General features: G+C 66.3%; 15 protein-coding genes and 1 pseudogene. 11 read left to right on the plus strand and 5 right to left on the minus strand.

The features are described 5' to 3' along the window. The first annotated feature begins 34 nt into the window (after positions 1 to 34). A complete protein-coding gene (locus tag HDG39_RS13395) occupies positions 35 to 1,054 on the plus strand; it encodes a HoxN/HupN/NixA family nickel/cobalt transporter (RefSeq protein WP_184006382.1) in 1,020 nt (339 codons plus the stop codon). Positions 1,055 to 1,115: 61 nt separating this feature from the next. Here HDG39_RS13395 and HDG39_RS35840 read toward each other — a convergent pair. Continuing rightward, positions 1,116 to 1,268, minus strand: a pseudogene (locus tag HDG39_RS35840) (transposase); the annotation flags it as partial. Positions 1,269 to 1,574: 306 nt separating this feature from the next. On the opposite strand from HDG39_RS35840, the gene HDG39_RS13405 reads away from it, so the two are divergent. The 5 genes from HDG39_RS13405 (at position 1,575) to HDG39_RS13425 (ending at position 8,932) form a co-directional block, all read left to right on the plus strand. Next, complete coding sequence (locus HDG39_RS13405; protein ID WP_184006383.1) at positions 1,575 to 3,248, plus strand: ABC transporter substrate-binding protein; 1,674 nt, start codon at positions 1,575 to 1,577, stop codon at positions 3,246 to 3,248. Positions 3,249 to 3,289: 41 nt separating this feature from the next. Beyond that, the gene (locus HDG39_RS13410) at positions 3,290 to 4,318 is read left to right on the plus strand and encodes an ABC transporter permease (RefSeq protein WP_260327827.1); all 1,029 of its coding nucleotides are present in this window, start codon (positions 3,290 to 3,292) and stop codon (positions 4,316 to 4,318) included. Continuing rightward, complete coding sequence (locus tag HDG39_RS13415; RefSeq protein ID WP_184006384.1) at positions 4,315 to 5,211, plus strand: ABC transporter permease; 897 nt, start codon at positions 4,315 to 4,317, stop codon at positions 5,209 to 5,211. The genes HDG39_RS13410 and HDG39_RS13415 overlap by 4 nt, the downstream gene beginning before the upstream one ends. Beyond that, complete coding sequence (locus tag HDG39_RS13420; RefSeq protein WP_184006385.1) at positions 5,208 to 7,397, plus strand: ABC transporter ATP-binding protein; 2,190 nt, start codon at positions 5,208 to 5,210, stop codon at positions 7,395 to 7,397. The genes HDG39_RS13415 and HDG39_RS13420 overlap by 4 nt, the downstream gene beginning before the upstream one ends. 1,073 nt (positions 7,398 to 8,470) lie before the next feature. Beyond that, on the plus strand, positions 8,471 to 8,932 hold the full coding sequence (locus HDG39_RS13425) for a Rap1a/Tai family immunity protein (RefSeq protein WP_184006386.1): 462 nt from the start codon (positions 8,471 to 8,473) through the stop codon (positions 8,930 to 8,932). A 93-nt stretch (positions 8,933 to 9,025) separates the two neighbouring features. Here the strand turns inward: HDG39_RS13425 and HDG39_RS13430 are convergent, their stop codons facing one another. Further along, positions 9,026 to 9,871: an aldo/keto reductase gene (locus tag HDG39_RS13430; protein ID WP_184006387.1), complete on the minus strand. Its 846-nt coding sequence runs from the start codon at positions 9,869 to 9,871 to the stop codon at positions 9,026 to 9,028. A 195-nt stretch (positions 9,872 to 10,066) separates the two neighbouring features. On the opposite strand from HDG39_RS13430, the gene HDG39_RS13435 reads away from it, so the two are divergent. Beyond that, positions 10,067 to 10,813: a GntR family transcriptional regulator gene (locus HDG39_RS13435; RefSeq protein ID WP_013090333.1), complete on the plus strand. Its 747-nt coding sequence runs from the start codon at positions 10,067 to 10,069 to the stop codon at positions 10,811 to 10,813. Between the two features lie 66 nt (positions 10,814 to 10,879). On the opposite strand, the gene HDG39_RS13440 is transcribed toward HDG39_RS13435, so the two are convergent. After that, entirely contained in the window at positions 10,880 to 12,289 is a 1,410-nt protein-coding gene (locus HDG39_RS13440) for a CoA transferase (protein ID WP_184006388.1), read from the minus strand. A 130-nt stretch (positions 12,290 to 12,419) separates the two neighbouring features. On the opposite strand from HDG39_RS13440, the gene HDG39_RS13445 reads away from it, so the two are divergent. Continuing rightward, positions 12,420 to 13,661: a citrate/2-methylcitrate synthase gene (locus HDG39_RS13445; protein WP_184006389.1), complete on the plus strand. Its 1,242-nt coding sequence runs from the start codon at positions 12,420 to 12,422 to the stop codon at positions 13,659 to 13,661. Positions 13,662 to 13,696: 35 nt separating this feature from the next. Here the strand turns inward: HDG39_RS13445 and HDG39_RS13450 are convergent, their stop codons facing one another. Beyond that, positions 13,697 to 14,002, minus strand: a complete 306-nt coding sequence (locus tag HDG39_RS13450) for a DUF2917 domain-containing protein (RefSeq protein WP_018421613.1) — start codon at positions 14,000 to 14,002, stop codon at positions 13,697 to 13,699. Between the two features lie 183 nt (positions 14,003 to 14,185). On the opposite strand from HDG39_RS13450, the gene HDG39_RS13455 reads away from it, so the two are divergent. The 3 genes from HDG39_RS13455 to HDG39_RS13465 all read left to right on the plus strand — a co-directional run bounded on the left by HDG39_RS13455 (position 14,186) and on the right by HDG39_RS13465 (position 18,787). Continuing rightward, the gene (locus HDG39_RS13455; protein WP_184006390.1) at positions 14,186 to 15,604 is read left to right on the plus strand and encodes an aminotransferase-like domain-containing protein; all 1,419 of its coding nucleotides are present in this window, start codon (positions 14,186 to 14,188) and stop codon (positions 15,602 to 15,604) included. 129 nt (positions 15,605 to 15,733) lie between these two features. Next, entirely contained in the window at positions 15,734 to 17,191 is a 1,458-nt protein-coding gene (gene mdtD, locus HDG39_RS13460) for a multidrug transporter subunit MdtD (RefSeq protein WP_026226006.1), read from the plus strand. Between the two features lie 321 nt (positions 17,192 to 17,512). Then, positions 17,513 to 18,787 (plus strand): EAL domain-containing protein, encoded by a 1,275-nt coding sequence (locus tag HDG39_RS13465; protein ID WP_184006391.1) that lies wholly within the window; start codon positions 17,513 to 17,515, stop codon positions 18,785 to 18,787. On the opposite strand, the gene HDG39_RS13470 is transcribed toward HDG39_RS13465, so the two are convergent. Then, positions 18,743 to 19,798, minus strand: a complete 1,056-nt coding sequence (locus tag HDG39_RS13470; RefSeq protein WP_184006392.1) for a sigma-70 family RNA polymerase sigma factor — start codon at positions 19,796 to 19,798, stop codon at positions 18,743 to 18,745. The two genes, HDG39_RS13465 and HDG39_RS13470, sit on opposite strands and share 45 nt — an antisense overlap. Positions 19,799 to 19,813 lie beyond the last annotated feature (15 nt).

Here is a 19,813-nt window from a genome sequence, read left to right on the forward strand (position 1 = left end):
CTCATCAACCTATCCATTCATCCGCTCGTGCCACATGACGCCTAACGCCTCGCTGCGCCCTCGCCTCGTCGCGCTCTACGCGGTGCTGCTCGCCGCCAACCTCGGCGCATGGCTGTGGGCGCTAGTCGCGTTTCGCCACTACCCGCTGCTGCTCGGCACCGCGCTGCTCGCGTATGGCTTCGGACTGCGTCATGCGGTCGACGCCGACCACATCGCGGCGATCGACGCCGTTACGCGCAAGCTGATGCAAACCGGCATGCGACCGGTCGGGATCGGGCTCGCGTTTTCGCTCGGCCATTCGACGATCGTGATCGCGGCGACGATCGGCATCGCCTGGACCACGCATTCGCTGAACGGGCGCTTCGAAAGCTTCAAGGAAGTGGGTGGCACGCTCGGGACACTGGTTTCCGCGTCGTTCCTGCTGGTGCTCGCGGCGGTCAATCTCGTGGTCCTGCGCGACGTGTGGCGCCGCTACCGGCACACGCAACGTGGCGACGCTGCGACCACAGCGTCGGCCGATGCGCTCGCTCCAGCCGGGCTGCTGTCGCGCGCATTGCTGCCGCTGTTTCGGCTGGTCACGAAAAGCTGGCACATGTATCCGGTCGGCGTGCTGTTCGGGCTCGGCTTCGACACCGCGACCGAGATCGGCCTGCTCGCGATCGCTGCGTCGCAGGCCAGCACTGGCCTGCCGCTCTATTCGATCCTCGTGTTCCCGGCGCTCTTCACGGCCGGCATGACGCTTGTCGATTCGACCGACAACGTGCTGATGGTGCACGCGTACGGCTGGGCGATGGACGACCCGAAGCGCAAGCTTTACTACAACGCGAGCATCACGTTCGTGTCCGCGATGGTCGCGATCGTGATCGGCGGCGTCGAGGCGCTGGGGCTGCTGTCGGATCGCTTCGGCTGGAGCGGCGGGGTGTCGGATGCGATCGTCGGAATCAACGATCATTTCGGCGCGCTCGGCTATGCGATCATCGCGGCCTTCATGGCGTGCTGGATCGGCTCGGTGCTGTTTCATCGCTGGAGACGGCCGGATAGGGCGGCACGATAAGTGGCCGGAACCGTTCGGCTGACGTTTCGTAGTTCAGCGTCTTCCGCGGACCTTCATTGGTCCTGTCGTCGAAGCATGTGAAGCGTCGGTCGTGCTTGCGCACCAGCATCGGTTCGAAGCTGCCGTCCCGGTCGCGCGGCACCTCAACGCAGATCGGGCTTATTCGTAGGTTTCCTTGAGAGTTCCACCTTGTGGAGTTCGAAACCGCATTTCGCACCGTGTTGCTCCGCCAATCCGTCCACAATCGCGGCCGCCCCTCGCGAGCACGCGTCCGGTAACCGTTGTGACGACGACACACCGCGCGTCATTTATCGGCCGATCGACTAGCGCGGCGCGCCCCCGGTGCGCCAGAGCCGCGAGCAATCGCTTACACTGAGACCGCTCTGCATAGCGTTGCCCTTTCGCGATAGCGGCCCCAGCACATCCCACCGCCCATCGGAAGGCGCGCTGCACCTCGCGCCGTCGCGCGACTCGCGCGACGGCTCCGAACCAGCAACAGAACGGGTTGGACACGCCATCGATGAAAACGCCAGCGGACCGATTTCTCGCACCTGACGCATTGGACGCAGCCCGCCTCACAGCCGACGCCTATGGCAACCACGCCCTCGACGAGTTTGTCGCCGGCCGCATCACGCGCCGCGAACTGCTGCGCCATGCGAGCGTGATCGGTCTGTCGCTCGCGGGTGGCGGCTTGCTCGGCGCGCCGCGAGCGCGGGCCCAAGGTGCTTCGGCCGGGTCGAACCAGACGATCCGCGTCGCGCATCTGACGCCGGCGGGCGCCGTCGATCCGCTGACGGTGACTGACGCCGCGAGTCTCGCACTGCTGAACCAGACCGGCGAATTCCTGATCGACGACGACGGCGAGAAGCTGATGCTGAAGCCCGCGCTCGCGCTGTCGTGGAAGCCGAACGACAAGGGCGACGTGTGGACCTTCAAACTGCGCCAGAACGTGAAATTCCACGACGGCCAGAGCTTCGGCGCGAAAGACGTGGTCGCGACCTTCGACCGTCTCGCCGATCCCGCGAGCGGCTCGGCCGCGCTATCGGTACTAAAGGGCGTGCTGTCGAAAGGCGGCGCGAAGGTCGTCGACGAACACACGGTCGAGTTTCATCTCGACGCGCCGACCGGCAATTTCCCGTACTACGTTTCCTCGGATAATTACAACGCGGTGATCCTGCCCGCGAACTTCGCGGGCAACTACGAAAAGAGTTTCATCGGCACGGGTCCGTTCAAATTCGAAAAGTATCAGCCGAAGGTTGGCGCGTCGTTCGTGCGCAATCCCGACTACTGGGGCGAAAAAGCGTTACCGCAACGCGTACAGTTTTCCTTTTACGCCGACGAGCAGGCTCAACTGCTCGCGTTGCAAGGCCACCAGGCCGACGTGATGGGCACGTTCACCGTGCAGGGCGGCGCGGCCATCCTGAACAATCCGGACTACAAGGCGGTCGGCGTCAAGTCGAGCGCGCACCGCCAGATTCACATGCGCAACGACAGCCCGCTCTTCAAGGACAAGCGCGTGCGTCAGGCACTCGCGTTGTCGCTCGATCGCGACGTGATCGTGCGCGGTCTCTTCAAGGGTCGCGCACAACTCGGCAACGACAGCCCGTTCGCGCCGGTGTTTCCATCGTCGGATGCGGGCGTGCCGCAACGCAAGATCGACGTCGCGAAGGCAAAGCAGCTGCTCGCGCAGGCCGGCGTGCCGAATGGTTTCGACGTCACGCTGACCACCGAAAAATACATGGAGATCCCCGACCTCGCGGTCGTCGTGCAGAACGCGGCGAAGGCGATCGGCGTGCGCATCAATCTGAAGGTCGAGAGCCAATCGCTCTACTACGGCGCGGGCACGCCGGGCAAATCCGACTGGCTCGACTCGCCGCTCGGCATCACCGATTACGGCCATCGCGGCGTGCCGAACGTGTTCCTCAACGCGACACTGACGAGCAACGGCACATGGAACGCCGCGCACTTCAAGAATCCGCAATACGATCAACTGGTCGCGCAGTTCGTCGCGGCGATCGATCTCGCCACGCAAAAGAAAATCTCCGGGCAGATCCAGACACTATTGCTCGACGAAACGCCACTGATCATCCCGTTCTTCTACGATCAGCTGATCGCGATGCGCAAGGGCGTGAACGGCGTGCGCTTCACTGCGCTCGCGCAACTGTATTTCGATCGCGCGACGCTCAGCGCGTAAGCAGCGCGCTGTCCGCCTCGCTTTTCGCAGGAGAACTCAAGATGTCGGCTCCGGCGCCCTCTCCCGCCTCGAATACATCGCGTATGCCGCGCGCGACGAACGGCAACGCGGGCCGCGTCGCGCGTTTTCTCGCGACGCGCGCGGGTCTTTCGCTGATCACGCTGTGGCTGCTGTCGGTGATCGTGTTCGCGGGCGGTCAACTGCTGCCCGGCGATATCGGCCGCGCGGTGCTCGGGCCGCTCGCCGATGCGCGCGCGGTCGCCGCGCTCGATCATCAGCTCGGCGCCGACCGGCCGCTGCTCACGCAATACATCGACTGGATCACGCATTTCGTGCGCGGCAACATGGGGCTGTCGTACGCGTATCGCGAACCGGTCAGACCGTTCATCGCCGATGCGCTCGGGCATTCGGCGAAGCTCGGTCTGCTCGCGTTCATCGTCGTCGTGCCGCTCGGCATCGCAGGCGGCGTGTGGTCGGCGATGCATGCGGGGCGCTGGCTCGATCGCACGATCAGCATCGCCGGTTTGTCGGCGACCGTGGTGCCGGAGTTCGTGTCGTCGATCGTGCTGATTCTCGTGTTCGGCGTGTGGCTGCGCTGGCTTCCGATCGAGGCCTCATATCCGCCCGATGCGAGCGTGCTCGAACAGCTGCGCCATCTGGTGCTGCCGGTGCTGCCGCTCGTCCTCGTGTTCTTCGGCTACATCGCGCGAATGGCACGCGCGGGCACCGTCGAAGCGCTCGACGCCGACTACACGCGCACCGCGATCCTCAAGGGCCTGCCGCGCCACGTCGTGATCTGGCGGCATGTGCTGCGCAATGCACTGCTGCCGACGATCACCGTCGCCGCCACCCAACTCGGCTACATGATCGGCGGACTCGTGGTGGTCGAGACGCTGTTCCACTACCAGGGCATCGGCTCGCTGATCTACAACGCCGCCAAGGCGAAGGATTTTCCAATGCTCGAAGCGGGCGTACTGACGATCGGCGTCGTCTATACGCTCGCGAATCTGGTCGCCGATGCGCTGCACGTGCTGCTCAATCCGCGACTGCGGGTGAGGACCGCCGAATGAATACGACCGTGCCGCCGGCTTCATCGACGCCACCAGGCTCGCCCGCGCCAGGCGCACCGGGCTCCGAGCCGCGTTTCCCGCGCCTCCTCCTGCTCCTCGGTTCGCCGACCTTCATCGTGGGCGCGCTGATCGTCGCGTGGTGGATCGTCTGCGCGATCGCCGGGCCGTGGTTCGTGCATCTCGATCCGTACGCGTCCGATCCGCTCAATTCGCTGACGCCGCCCGATCGCACGCACTGGTTCGGCACCGATCAGCTCGGCCGCGACGTATTCTCGCGCGTGATCGTCGGCGCGCGCGACATCCTGACGATCGCGCCGCTCGCGACCCTGCTCGGCACCGCGGCGGGCACCGCGCTCGGTCTACTGGTCGGCTACTTCGACGGCTGGGTCGACGACGTGATCGGCCGCATGATCGACGCGGTGCTCGCGCTGCCGCTCGTGATCGTCGCGCTGCTCGCGCTCGCCGCGGTCGGTGCGTCGAACTTCACGGTGATTCTCGTGATCGGCACCACCTTCACGCCGATAACAGCCCGCACCGTGCGCGCCGCCGTGTTCGCAGAGCGGCATCTCGACTATGTGGCCGCCGCGCAGCTGCGTGGCGAACGCGCGCCGTACATCATGTTCGCGGAGATCCTGCCGAACGTCCTGCCGCCGATCGTCGTCGAAGCGACGGTGCGGCTCGGCTATGCGATCTTCGCGGTCGCGACGCTGTCGTTTCTCGGCTTCGGCATCCAGCCGCCGTCGGCCGACTGGGGGCTCGCGCTGTCGGAGTCTTACACGCTGATGGCGGGCGGCGCGTGGTGGACCGTCGTGTTCGCGGCGGGCGCGATCGCGTCACTGGTGGTCGGCGTCAATCTGATCGCCGACGGCGTGCAGGGAGTGCTCGACCAATGAACGGCCCACCGCCCTCCTCGTTCGCCGCGTTCGACGTGTCGAAAAGCGATCGCACCGATGCCCTGACCGTGGTCGGCCTGACGGTCACCTACCGGATCCGCGGACGCGATCGTGAAGTGCTGCAGGACGTATCGTTTCGCGTGCGACGCGGCGAGGCGTATGGGCTCGTCGGCGAATCCGGTTGCGGCAAGTCGACCGTGGCAATGGCGACGCTGCGCTATCTGCCGCGCAATGGCAAGGTGAAGGCCGGCAAGATCGTAATCGCCGGTGAGGACGTGCAGAAGCTGGGTGCCGACGCGCTGCGCAGCATGCGTGCGACGACCGTCTCGATGGTCTACCAGGACCCGGGGCGCGCACTGAATCCATCGCTGACGATCGCCCGTCAGGTTTCCGAAGCATTCGAGGCGGCCGGCGTCGCGCGCGACGAGGCGCTGCAACGCGCGCTCGATATACTCAAACGCGTCCGCATCGCGGCGCCCGAGCGCGTGATGAACAGCTATCCGCATCAATTGTCGGGCGGCATGCAGCAGCGCGTCGTGATCGCGATGGCGCTCGCGTCGAACCCCGCGCTGCTGATTCTCGACGAACCGACTACCGGACTTGACGCGACCGTCGAAGCGGAAGTGCTCGATCTCGTCGCACAGTTGCGCGAGGAACTCGGCACCGCGGTGCTGTTCATCAGCCACAATCTCGCGGTGATCGGCCGCATGTGCGAACGCGTCGGCGTGCTGTACGCGGGCAAGCTGGTCGAGGAAGGCGCGACCCAGGACGTGTTCGCGCGGCCGCGTCATCCGTACACGGTCGGGTTGCTGCGCTGCCTGCCGACGGCCGGACGCAGCAAGGACAGCGAGCGGCTCGATACGATCGCGGGCGGCCTGCCTCTGCCGGGCTCGGTCACGCAGGGCTGCATCTATGCGGAGCGTTGCCGTCTCGCCGACGAGCGCTGCCGCCGCGACGCGCCGCCGCCCTATCGCCTCGGCGCCCGGCATGGCGATCAGATGGCGCGCTGCCACTATCACGAGCGTGCGATCGAACTGCCGCGTGCGACATCGAGCGCGGCGCCGGTGGCGGCCGCATCATCCAACGCGGGGCCGCGCGCGCCCTCTGCGCCGGTCTTGCGCGCTCGGAACCTGTCGAAAACATTCCACGTATCGGGCGCCCCGCTGCGCGCGGTCGACGACGTGTCGCTCGAACTCGCGAGTGGCGAGACGCTCGGCCTCGTCGGCGAATCGGGCAGCGGCAAGACAACGCTCGCGCGGCTGCTGCTCGGCCTGCTCGCACCCGATGCCGGCAGCGTGCTCGAACTCGACGGCGCCCCGCTCGCCGCGCGCGTCACACGACGCAGCGACGAGCAGCTGAAATCGCTGCAGATCGTGTTCCAGAATCCGGACTCGGCGCTCAATCGCGCGCATTCCGTCAAGCGGCTGATCGGCCGTGCGCTCGCGCGCTTCACCGCGCTGCGCGGGCCCGAGATCGACGCACGGCTCGCCACGCTGACGGACGCCGTGCGGCTGCCCGAGCGCTATCTGGACGCACGTTCGCGCCAGCTTTCGGGTGGGCTCAAGCAGCGCGTCGCGATTGCGCGCGCTTTCGCCGGCGAACCACGCGTCGTTGTGTGCGATGAGCCGACTTCATCGCTCGACGTGTCGGTGCAGGCCGCGATTCTGAACCTGCTCGCCGATCTGCAGCGCGAGCGCGGCGTCAGCTACGTATTCATCTCGCACGATCTGCACGTGGTCCGCTATGTGTCGGATCGCATCGCGGTGCTCTATCTCGGTCGGCTGCTCGAAATCGGCCCGGCGGCGGCCGTGTTCGATGGACCGCAGCATCCCTATACGGAGGCACTGCTGTCCGCCGTGCCGACGCTGCCGGGCGACGGCGCATGCGGCGAGATGCATCAACGTACGCGTATCCGTCTTTCCGGCGAGTTGCCCGGGCCCGGCGCGATGCCGTCGGGCTGCGTGTTTCACACGCGCTGTCCACGCAAGCTCGGCGCGATCTGCGAGCAGCAGGACCCGCCGTTTCTCGACGCGGACGGCGCCGCCGATTCGTCTTCGGCGCACCGGATTCGCTGCCATATTCCGGTCGCCACACTTCGCGAGCTGCAAAGCGAGCCGCGCGACGACAATGCGGGCGACCCGACGAATGGCGGCACCTCCGACGATGCGTCGGAAAACGCCAGCTAGCGTCGACTCGAACCTCATCGACGCACACCGCCCCTCTTAACGAATCCCACGTCGGAACACACTTTTGCGTCCGCGCGTTTCATCGTCGCAACGTTTTGAGGCGTTTTTCCAGCGTGCGCATTGCACATCCCGATATCGCCCGTGTCGCTTCAAGGCTTTGCGACGCGTGGCATGGATATCGCTAACTTACCGGCCAGAGATTCGAAGCCAAACCGGGCGCGCAACGCCGCGCATATCCGCCCGACGAGCGTCACCACGCGATGGCGCGACCTCGCGCGATCAGCACGGCAGCGACGCACGGACAACTTCGACACAACGGACTGGGGGTTCGACAAGACCCGCGCGCAGGCAGGCAGGTCGGCCGCCGCTGGAGCAGCTCGTGAAGGCGGCAGAGAGGTATGGTCCTTCGCTCTGGAGACGCGCGATGAAGTCCGGAAAATCAGATCAGTACTACCCGTGCAATGATGCGCCGCGCGGTGGCGGCTGCGGGAGCGGCGGCTGAGGTTGCGGAGGCTCCAGCGGGGGCCCAGGTGGTGGCTTTGGCGGTCGCCCTAGCGGTGGCCCTAGCGGTGGTTTCGGCGGTGCGAATGGTGCTGGCTTCGGTGGCGGCTTCGGTGGCGGCTTCGGTGGCGGCTTCGGTGGCGGCTTCGGTGGCGCGGCTTCGGCGGAGGCTTCGGCGGCGGTCACGGAGGCAAGGGTGGCGGCAGCGGCGGCAGTGGCAACGGTGGCGGGAACGGGCACTAGGCGTCGCCCGTTGCCCCCCGGGTAGGGGGCCCCGCGCCCTACCCGCCGGCGACATGTCCCGGCATACTGTCCGCTATCCGCTGGCAACGGCGGTGATGTCCCGATCCCCCGGTCGGGCGTCACCGCCGGAGGCCGGTCGGAGCGGCACGCTCGCCTTCGGCGCGCGCTGGCGGAATGGCTCGGAGAGCGCGCGAGCCGCGCCTCGCGCCATCGCGCGAACCGCACCGCGAGCGGCGGGAACTCAACTTCCCTTGCGTGCGAGTGTTATGGAACCAATCCGAGACGACCGCCTCATATCAAATTCATCGTTCGATATGAGGGCCCACAACATGCATAGAAGCGTCCCCCCCTCCGCGACCCGCACGGCAGCCGCCGTGCTGGCGGCTGCCGCCCTGGGCCTCGCATCGCTCGCCAATGCGCAAACACCCGCGCAGCCAATGGCGCAAACCTTGTCGCAAGCGTCACCACCGGTCGACCCGAGCTTCTCCGCCTACTCGCTCGTCCAGAGCTGCAAACAGCGCCACGACAACGTCGCGCAAGGGCAATGCGTCGGCGCGATCCGCGGCATCATCCACGGCTATCAATACGGCGTGCTGTTCCTCTCGCAACGAGCAACCCTCCCCGCCAACGAAACGCAGCGCGTGTCGCTATGCCTGCGCGACGTGGCGGTGTCGTCGATCGTCGACGACTTCCTCGCCGATGCCACCCAGGTGCCGGACGACGCGCTGCAGCACACCCCCGCCGAAGTCGCCGTGCTCGGCTCCGTGCATCAGCACCATCCCTGCACCTGAGCGCCGCGTCAGCGCGAGCGGCGTCATCGACACCCACAGCGCTTTGAGCCTCGCGCGCCGCCGTTCCGCAACGGACGGCGGCCGCGCCGGCGCTTACAACATCTCCAGCGCACGCTTGCCGCGCGGCGGCTTGAAGTACGCGTCGAGCGCGGCGAGTTCGCCGGCTTCCAGCACCAGTTGCGACGCGCGATGGTTGTCGCGCACATGCTCGACGCGCGCCGCCTTCGGAATCGCGCACACATTGGGCTTGCCCAGCACCCACGCAAGCGCCACCTGAAACACCGAGACGCCGCGCGCGTCGGCGATATCGTCGAGCGGCGAGCGTTTCGGCAGCCGCGCATGATCGACCGGGCTGTACGCCATCGCGGGCATGCCGCGCGCGGCGAGCCACGGCAACAGATCGAACTCCGGCCCGCGCCGCGCCACGTTGTACAGAATCTGGTTGGTCGCGCACGCGTCGCCGCCTGGCGTCGCGACGAGTTCTTCCATGTCGTCGGTATCGAAGTTGCTGACGCCCCAGTGACGGATCTTGCCCGCGCGCCGCAGCGCCTCGAAGCCGTCGACGGTTTCCGCCAGCGGCACCGAGCCACGCCAGTGCAGCAGATACAGGTCGAGCCGGTCCGTTTTCAGACGCTTCAGGCTCTGCTCGCACGCGGCGATCACGCCGCGCCGGCTGGCGTTGTGCGGATACACCTTGCTGACCAGAAACACCTTGTCGCGCAAACCCGCGAGCGCTTCGCCGAGCAGCGACTCGGTCGCGCCGTCGCCGTACATTTCGGCGGTATCGATCAGCGTCATGCCGAGTTCGATGCCGCAGCGCAGCGCATCGATTTCCGCCGCGCGTCGTGCCCGCTGCTCGCCCATCTCCCACGTGCCCTGCCCCAGTGCTGGCATGCGCTCGCCACCCGGCAGGCTCACGCTTGCGATCTTGCTCGTCATGCTGACTCCTCGAAAGTGGTTCGATCCAGATGCGATGCGCTGGCCCGCCGCCTCATCACGCAACGCATGCTACGAAAAACCTGGCGACGAGTTTAGCGGCTCCGCGGCCTCACGACGGCGCGCCTGGCAAAAGCCAGCTATAACGGGACGCGCCGATGTTTTAAAATTGCCGCTTGCCCATCTTGCGTGAGCCCCATGACCTCTGCCTCGGAAGACCGCTGGCGCGACCTGCGCCCGGACCCGGAAAACGACACGCCGCTCTATCTGCAACTTGCCCGCAAGCTCGGCAGCGCGATCCACGAAAACCGCTGGAACGCCGGCGAGGCGCTGCCTTCGGAGCGCGTGCTGTCGGAGGCGCTCGGCGTGTCGCGCATCACGTCGCGCAAGGCCATCGCGCTGCTCGTGGAGCAGGGTTTGATCCGCCGCACCCAAGGCGCGGGCAGCTTCATCACGCCGCGCTACGAAGATCCGTTGTCGCGTCTGTCGAGCTTCAGCGAAATGCTGCGGCGGCGCGGCTTCACGCCGAGTTCGAAGTGGCTGTCGCGCGAAATCTCACCGGCCAATCGCGACGAGGTGATCCAGCTGGGGCTGTCGCCGGCCGCCGCGGTCACGCGGCTGCGGCGGCTGCGGCTCGCCGACGGCATCGTGATGGCGGTCGAGAATTCGACGTTCCCGGCCGCGGTGATTCCCGATCCACAGGCAATCGGCGACTCGCTGTACACGTATCTGGAGAATCGCGGACTGACGATCGTGCGCGCGTTGCAGCACTTCCGCGCGGTGAACGCGAGCGACGAGATCGCGCAGCAGATGAGCATCGCGCCGAACGAGGCGTTGCTGTTGATCACGCGCGTGGGTTATACGGCGGATCAGCGCGCGATCGAACTGACGGACACGTACTGCCGCAACGATTACTACGACTTCGTGGCGGAGTTGCGAAAGTAAGCTGCGACACGATGGGCGGTTAGGTACGCCGCGTTCCCAACCTGAACGCGCCGCCCGCTCCAACCGTCACGTCCACCGGGCTTCGTGCGCGCCGATGCGCGCCGGCGGCAGCGCATAAAACGCAGGCGTCTGCTCCAGTTCCTCCGCCGGCAGCACGCCAAGCACACGCCCGAACTCCGATTGCACGCTCGCGACGCAATCGCGCACATCGTCGAGCGACACCTCGGGCGCCTGCTGTCCGTCGGCCAGCAGCCCGAACGACCGCAGCCAACGCCCCGTCTGCGCAAGAGACACCTTCACGTGCCAGCTGCCGCCCTCGCGAGCGCGCCGCGCGAGCGCGACCATCGCGCCGAACGCGGCCAGATAGCCGGTCGCGTGATCGAGCGCCTGACACGGCAGATGCCGCGGCTCGGCTGAACCCGCCGCCGCGCGCTCGGTCCACGCGATGCCGCTCGCCGACTGCACCAGACTATCGAAGCCGCGTCGCTGCGCCCACGGCCCTGTGTGCCCGTACGCGCACACCGAGACATAGACGATGCCGGGCCGCAGCCGCGCAAGCTCGTCCGGCCCGAAGCCGCGCGCCTCGAGCGCGCCCGGACGATAGGCCTGCAGGAACACGTCGGCATCGCGCGCGAGTCCGCGCAACGTATCGCAGCCTGCCGCCTCGCGAAGATCGACGATTGCCGAACGCTTGCCGCGGCCGTTGTCGATCACAAGCGGCGCGATGTTCGGCAGATGCGGCCCGTTGATCGTCAACACGTCCGCGCCGTGATGCGCGAGCGCGCGGCTGGCCACCGGTCCCGCGATGATCCGCGACAGATCCAGCACCCGCACACCCGCGAGCGGGCGGTCGATGCCGGGGTCAGCGTCGGCGTCGGCGTGGCGCGGCGGCTCGGCCGGGGCGTCGCCGATGCGCTCGATCTCGAACAGCGGCAAGCGCGCGATCGCTTTGGCCTGCTCGAGCGCGCCCCATTCGTCGGGCGTGCGAATCAAGGCGGCGCACAGGCCCGCGTCGGCGAGCGTTTGATCGAGCGTCGCGCCCTCCCAGCCGCGAATCGCGGCCGCCACCGAGGGCCGCCCATTGTCACAGCCGAGCACCTCGAGCACGCCCTTCAAGTGATGCGCGAAATTCGTATGCAGCTGGATCCAGCGGCCGTCGCCCGTTTCATAGAAGCCGGTGACCGGATCGCGCAGCGCGGGCGGCGGCCCATCGTCGATCCGCAAATAGCGTTCGCTGCGAAACGCCGCCAGCGCGCGACGCATCTGCACCGACACCTGTTGCCGGCGTCCGCTGCGCAAGCGCCAGTACTCGGCGGCGGCGAGGCCCGTCGCGGCGATGGTCGACGCCGCGAGGCTGCCGACGCGGTAGACCGACGGCAAGCCGGGGTCCGCGCCGGCAAGTGACACGGTGTGCAGCGCGATTGGATCGCTGCCGGCGAGGGTCCAGATGTGCTTGAGGGCGAGTTCGGGCGTCATGGGATCGGGCGGGCGAGCCGGCCGCGCGGACAGGAAGCGGATGCACCGAGTCTAAATTTGCGCCTTGCCGCAATCAACCTTGATTATGATAATCAACATATATTGATTTCTTCGGTTTATACGCACTTTTATGCCAGCCCCGATTTACCTGACCGCCGCCGAAGCGGCCGCAACGCTCGGCGTCAGTTTGCCGACGCTGTACGCGTATGTGAGCCGCGGCATGCTCGGCTCGTCGCCGGATACGCAAGGCAGGCATCGGCTCTACGATGCCGCCGAGGTGCGCCGCCTCGCGCGTCGCAAGGCGGACGGCAAACGCGCCGGCAAGGTCGCGCAGAAGGTGCTCGACTGGGGCGTACCGGTGCTCGAATCGTCGATCACGCTGGTCGCGGACGGTCGACCACTGTATCGCGGGCACGACGCGATCGAGCTCGCGCGCAGTGCGTCACTCGAAGACATCGCGGCGCTGTTGTGGGAATGCAGCGCGCGGCGCATCGCCGACGCGCCCGTCGTGCCGCTCGCCCCCGCGCAATGGGCCGCGTGGCTCAAGCTGTGGAGTGACAGCACGCCGCTCGATCGCGCGCTGGTGCTGCTGCCGACCGCCGCCGCGCAGATGCCGCGCGTGTGGGCGCTCGGCCGCGATGCGCAGCTCGACACCGCGTGCGCCGTGATGCGGCTGCTGGCCGCCGCGATGCTGCCGGCGGCGCCGTCGAACGAACCGCTGCATCGGCAGATCGCGACGGCCTGGCGGGTGCGCAGCCGTCAGCAAAGTGGACTGCTGCGCGCGGCCTTGGTCGCGTGCGCGGATCACGAGCTGAACGCGTCGACGTTCACGGTCCGTTGTATCACGTCGACGGGCGCGCACCTGTTCGGCGCGGTTGCGGGCGGGCTCGCGGCGCTTTCCGGGCCGCGTCACGGCGGTGAAACCGTGCGCATCGCCGCGCTGCTCGATGAGGCGTCGCGCTCGCCCGAACTGGACCGCTATCTGGCGAACCGTCTCGCGCGCTACGAGCACGGCGCGCAAGGTCCGGTGCTGTCGGGCTTCGGTCATCCGCTCTATCCGGACGGTGATCCGCGCGCGCGGTTGTTGCTGACGATGCTTGCCGACTGCGCGCCCGCCCGCTCGCCGCTCAACGAGGTGCTGCAGGTCGAGCGAGCGGTGCGCGACACGACCGGCGCGGAGCCGACGGTGGATTTCGCGCTTGCCGCGATCGAGCGCGTGCTCGGCTTGCCGAGCGGGGCCGCGTTCACGCTGTTCGCGCTCGGGCGGGTGGTCGGCTGGATCGCGCACGCGATGGAGCAGGCGCGCGATGGCCGGTTGATCCGGCCGCGGGCGCGGTATATCGGGGAGTATGAGGCGGGAGGTGCTGCTTAGGGCCTACGAAGAGACGGCTCGCCGTTCGCCCTGCATCAGACCACGCCTGGCCGACGCGCCAGCCAAGCCGGCATCGGCCAGCCGAATAGCAGCGTCGGCAGCTTGCGTTCCGAGCCGCTCGCCAGCGCAAAACGCGCCCCGTCCCGCCCGGCGCTGATCCATGCCACCGATCCACGCGCCAACTCGATCGATTGCCCCGCCGCCAGCCAGTGATCCTCATGCTCGCCCTCGACGGTCAGCCAGACGTTGCCGCTGATCACCTTGAAAATCGTCGGACGCGCAACCCGCCAGGCCGTGACGGGCTCGCCATGTTCCAGCTCGAAAACTCGCACTTCTCGCATCGCCGTTCTCCTCGATGAACTTTCTGTTGTACCGATTATTGACGTGCGATGATCGGACACCCATGCACAGTTCCGAACACTTTCATCGGAACTGTTCAGTCAAAAAACCGAACAGTTGGCATGGCTCGCGCGGCGCAGGTTTAAAACTTTCGCGTCCGCAGCCTGGCGACAGAAGGCAAGCGTATGAAACTCGAAATCCAGCTCGATCGGGACAACGCCGTGCCGCTGACCGAGCAGATCGTCACGGGCGTCTCGGCGTGGATCCGCTCGCGCAATGCACATCCTGGCTCAAAGCTGCCGTCGATCCGCCAGTTCGCCGCCGACTTCGGCGTAAGCCGCTTTCCGGTGATCGAGGCATACGACCGGTTGGTGTCGCTCGGCTATGTCGACTCGCGCCACGGCTCCGGCTTTTACGTCGCCGATCGCCAACCGACAGACATGCGCTGCCAGGGCACTTCGGACCCGCGCCGCGCCGATGTCGAGTCGGACCATCTGCTCGAGCAATTCAACTTTCCGGGCGAGACGCTGAAGCTCAGCACCGGTTTCATCCCCGAAAGCTGGCGCGACATCGATGGCATTGCGCAGGCGATCCGCCACGTGTCTCGAACCGATCCGGCTAGCATGGTCGAGTACGCGACGCCGCTCGGCAACCCGGTCTTGCGCGAACAGTTGCGCGGCCGCATTGGCCAGTTGGGCATCCAGGCAGACGCATCGCAGATTCTGATCACCAATGGCGCGAGCCAGGCGTTCGATCTGCTGGTGCGCTACATGCTCAAGCCAGGCGACACGATCTTTGTCGAGGACCCCGGTTACTACAACCTGTACGGCCTGTTGCGCCTGCACGGCATGAAGCTGATCGGCATTCCACGCACCGGCAATGGTCCCGACCTCGACGCGATGCAGGCGCAACTGAAGCTGCACCGGCCCAGATTGCTGCTCATCAACACCGTGTTCCACAATCCGACCGGCACCACGGTCGCACCGCAGGTCGCATTCCGTTTGCTGCAAATGGCGCGAGAGCATGGCTTCCAGATCATCGAGGACGATATCTACGCGGATTTTCAGACCGAGCTCACCGACCGCCTGGCCACCCTCGACCAACTCGAACAGGTGATCTACATCGGCGGATTGTCGAAAACGCTGTCGTCTTCGCTACGGATCGGCTGCGTGGTCGCGAGTCACGCGATCATCAAGGACCTGGTCGACATCAAGATGCTGACGAGCATCGGCTGTTCGCGCTTTGCCGAAGCGGTGGCGGTGTCGATGCTGGAGCGCGGCGCATATCGCAAGTATCTGGAGCGACTGCGCCGCCAGATGCGCGGCGCGCTCGGCTCGACCGTCCAGACACTCGAAGATGCCGGCTGGGAGATCTTCGCAGAACCAGCGGGCGGCAAGTTCGTGTGGGCACGCGTGCCGCATGTCGCGGACGCCGAGCGGCTCGTCGAATGCGGCGAGCCCCTCGGAGTGACAGTGCTGCCTGGACAGCACTTCAGGCCGAACCGGGAGGTGAGCCCGTGGATCAGGATTCATGTGGCGTTTGGTAACGAGCCACGGGCGCAGGCGTTTTTTCATGCGGCGGCGCAGTTGCCGCCTGATGCGTGAACACGGCGCGGAGCGCGGCCGTGACACAGCGCCGAGACCCGTGCAACGCTGCGCTGCCGGCTGCGCTGGGACCCACTTTTCCCTAGAATAGCGAGTCCCAGCCCGACCGAGCGCGCCCAGCCGCCTCATATGTCCACGCCGCCTCCGCCCGCCCTCGCTCCCGATATCCCCTCGGGTCCTTCGCCCCGCTCGCTGACCGTGATGCTGTGGCTGGTCGCCACGGGCTTCTTCATGCAGACGCTCGATTCGACGATCGTCAACACCGCGCTGCCCGCGATGGCGACAAGCCTCGGCGAACTGCCGTTGCGCATGCAATCGGTGGTGATCGCCTACTCGCTGACGATGGCGGTGATGATCCCCGTGTCCGGCTGGCTCGCCGACAGACTCGGCACGCGGCGCGTGTTCTTCAGTGCGATCCTCGTGTTCGCGGTGGGCTCGTTGCTGTGCGCGAACGCGCATACGCTGAACCAACTGGTGCTCTTCCGCGTTCTGCAAGGCGTAGGCGGCGCGATGCTTCTGCCGGTTGGGCGGCTCGCGGTGCTGCGAACCTTTCCGGCTGAGCGCTATCTGCCGGCGTTGTCGTTCGTGGCGATTCCGGGGCTGATCGGACCGTTGATCGGACCGACGCTCGGCGGCTGGCTCGTCAAGATCGCGTCGTGGCACTGGATCTTCCTGATCAACGTGCCGGTGGGCATCGTGGGCTGCATCGCGACGTTTATCTTCATGCCGGATAGCCGCAACGAACACACGGGCAAATTCGACCTTGGCGGCTACCTGTTGCTGGTGGTGGGCATGGTGGCGATTTCGTTCGCGCTCGATGGCCGCACCGAGTTCGGCATTCAACATGCGACGGTGCTGGTGCTGCTGATTCTGAGCATGGCGTGCTTCGTTGCGTATGGGCTGCACGCGGTGCGCGAGCCCGCGCCGATCTTCCCGCTCGATCTGTTCAAGATCCACACGTTTAGCGTTGGGCTGCTTGGTAATCTGTTCGCGCGGATCGGCAGCGGCTCGATGCCCTACCTGATTCCTCTGCTGTTGCAGGTGAGCCTCGGCTATAGCGCATTCGAAGCCGGGCTGATGATGCTGCCCGTGGCGGCCGCGGGCATGGCGACGAAGCGCCTCGTGACGAAGCTGATTCTGAAGTACAGCTACCGGCGCGTGCTGATGGCGAACACGATTCTGGTCGGCCTGATGATGGCGAGTTTCGCGCTCACGAGCACGCATCAGCCGCTGTGGCTGCGGCTCGTGCAACTGGCGCTCTTCGGCGGCGTGAACTCGATGCAGTTCACCGCGATGAACACGTTGACGTTGAAGGACCTCGGCACCGGCGGCGCCAGCAGCGGCAATAGCCTGTTTTCGCTCGTGCAGATGCTTTCGATGAGTCTCGGCGTGACGGTGGCCGGTGCGTTGCTGACAACCTTTACGGGCATCATGCAACGCGTGAGCGGCGCCAATTCGCTGCCCGCGTTTCATGCGACGTTCCTGTGTGTCGGCATCATCACCGCATGCTCGTCATGGATCTTTGCGCAGTTGTCGCCGGAGATTCGCACGCCCGCGAAAAAGACCGATCCTTCGGAGCGAACTTGAAAGCCGCACGAGCCAGGACGACGCATCCTCGTGCAGTCGCGAACGGATTTCCGGGCATCGCTCCGCGTGCGCCGCACGCAGCACTCTTGCACAGCGTCGCCGACCCGCAACGGGGCGCGTCCCGCACCAGCGAAGTGCGCGTTATCGCCTTCGTATCGCGGCGGGCGCACAATGATTTTCCTCGGAGCATTGCTGGTGGATGCTCGAGCTTTGTTTGAGCACGCGCATAGTTCTTGCTCGTCTATCCTGTAAACTCTTGTTCTTCGCGCGCGAACTCCTGCCTTGCCCAGCAAGCGCCGCCATTTCCACACGACTGACACGATGAGCATGATCGAACTCGATCCTCCCGGCTTCCAGCCACCACGCCCGATGGCCGGCGACGAAGGCTCCCGGCGTACCGTTCTCTATGGCGGCTACACCGTTTTCAGCGTGTTTCAGCCGGTCTTTTCGGTATCGCACCGGCGCGCGATCGGGTATCACGCGTCGCTGCGCGTGCACGACGAGCATGAGCGGCAAGTGCCCTCGCACGAAGTCTTTACGCAGGCCGCGCGACGCGGCGATCTGCTGGAACTCGGACGGCTGGCCGAATCGCTGCACCTCGGCAACTTCAACGCATTCGACAGCCACGACGAATGGCTCTTCCTCAGCCTGCATCCGGCCGCACTGATGGACACCAGTTACGGCGACGCGCTGCTTGCCAGCCTGAAGGCACTCGGCCTGCCCCCGCAGCGCGTGGTGCTCGAAGTATCCGAACAGGCTGGCGGCGAAACCACGCGCTTCGCCGAAATCGTCGATTCGCTGCGCAAGTCCGGTTTCCTGATCGCGCTCGACGGCTTTGGCGCCAAGCATTCGAACATCGACCGGGTGTGGAATCTGCGGCCGGACATCGTCACGCTCGACCGCTGCATCCTCGCGCAAGCGAGTGAACACTCGCATATCGAACGCGTGTTGCCGGGCCTCGTCTCTCTGTTGCACGAGTCTGGGCAACTGGTGCTGATGGGCGGTCTGAGCACCGAACGTGATGCGCTGATCGCGCTCGAATGCAATGTCGACTTCGTCCAGGGCGCATTTTTCGCGGGTCCGAGCGTCGAACCCGTCAAGCCGCAAGTTGCCGCTGGCCTGATGGATTCGCTCGCCGCTTCGCTGCGCGAACGCGTTGCCGCTCGAGAGAAAGCGCAATCCGCGCGGCTCGCGCCGTATGTCACGGCGCTCGAGGCAGCCGCCGCGCAGTTGGTTGCCGGGGAATCGATCACGCAGGCGACCGCGCCTCTGCTCGCGCTCGGAGAAACGGCGCGCTGCTTTGTTCTGGACGGTTCGGGGCGGCAGATCGGCGACAACGTGCTGCCGCCGGGTCGCACATCGCAACGCGCAAAGCGCTTCAGCCCGCTGCTGCATTCCGAAGGCGCGAGTTGGGAGCGCCGCCCGTACTTCATTCAGGCGATGCGTCAACCGGGGCGGGTTCATCTGACGCCGCCGTATCTGTCGATCAACGAAGCGCATCTGTGCGTGACCGCCTCGATTGCCGCGCACACATCGCATGGTACGCAGGTGCTATGCGTCGACATCAACTGGGAAGTCGCGGCTCACCGTAACTGACGCCCCCGGATGGTCCTTGATGCGGGCAAGCAGTTCCGTGACCGCATCACGGCCCAGCATCTGGTTGGCCGCCTGCAGATGCGCGGCGCTGGTCAGGATGCGCAGCGAGACGATTTTCGCCGATAGTTCCGTTTTGCCATCCGTCACCACGTCGATTAGCCCGACGATGTCGCCGTCGCAGAACAGTGCGATGCACACCGCACCCGCCATCGACACCACCTCGGCATGGCTCGCCTGTTGCGCGAGCGATGTGACTACAGCTATCCACTTCGGACCTGAACCCGGTTCGCGGTCGCGTTGCGCTTCGGTTTCAGGCGTTGGCCCTTGTGCTCGAAGGGCCGGATTGGCTGTGGGGAACGGAGGGGGCGGAGCGTACAAAGGTACGTCGCTGATCAGTTGCGGCGCATCGCTGAAAAGCTGTAGCAGGCCCGCCCGGTCTTGCGCTTCGAGCGCCGCGCGCAAACGCTCGACGATTCGCCCATGCACCGCCGGATCGGGCCGCTCCAACGGCGCCCCCGCACGTCTCAGACGCGCCTTGGCGCGATGAACCATTTGTCGGCAAGCGGCCGGTGTGCGCTCGAGAATCGAGGCGATTTCCGCATAACCGCACTCGAACGCTTCATGCAGGACGAGCGCCGCACGTTCGTCTGGCTTCAGATGTTCGAGAAGCAGCATCACGCCGTACGACATATCTGCCGCTCGCAACGCCAACTCCTCCGCCGATGGTGCGACCTCGTCGAGCCACGGCTCCGGCAACCAGCCGCTAGCCTGCGACGCGCGCTCGCGCTGTGCATGCCGCAGACGGTCGATCGCCGCGCGCGTGGTGAGCGTGGTGAGCCACGCGACCGGCGTTTGCACCGCCTGCGTATCGGCCAGGTGCCATTTGAGCCAGACATCCTGTACCACGTCTTCGGCCTCCGCGCGACTGCCGAGCATCCGATATGCGAGTGCCAGCAGACGGGCGCGCGCGGCCTCGAAACTGGATGCCTTGTCGATTCCCTGTTCAGTCATGCGTCGACCTCCCGA

The organism is Paraburkholderia lebeckiae (assembly GCF_014201005.1).
In the GTDB taxonomy this organism is placed as follows: Bacteria; Pseudomonadota; Gammaproteobacteria; order Burkholderiales; family Burkholderiaceae; genus Paraburkholderia; species Paraburkholderia tuberum.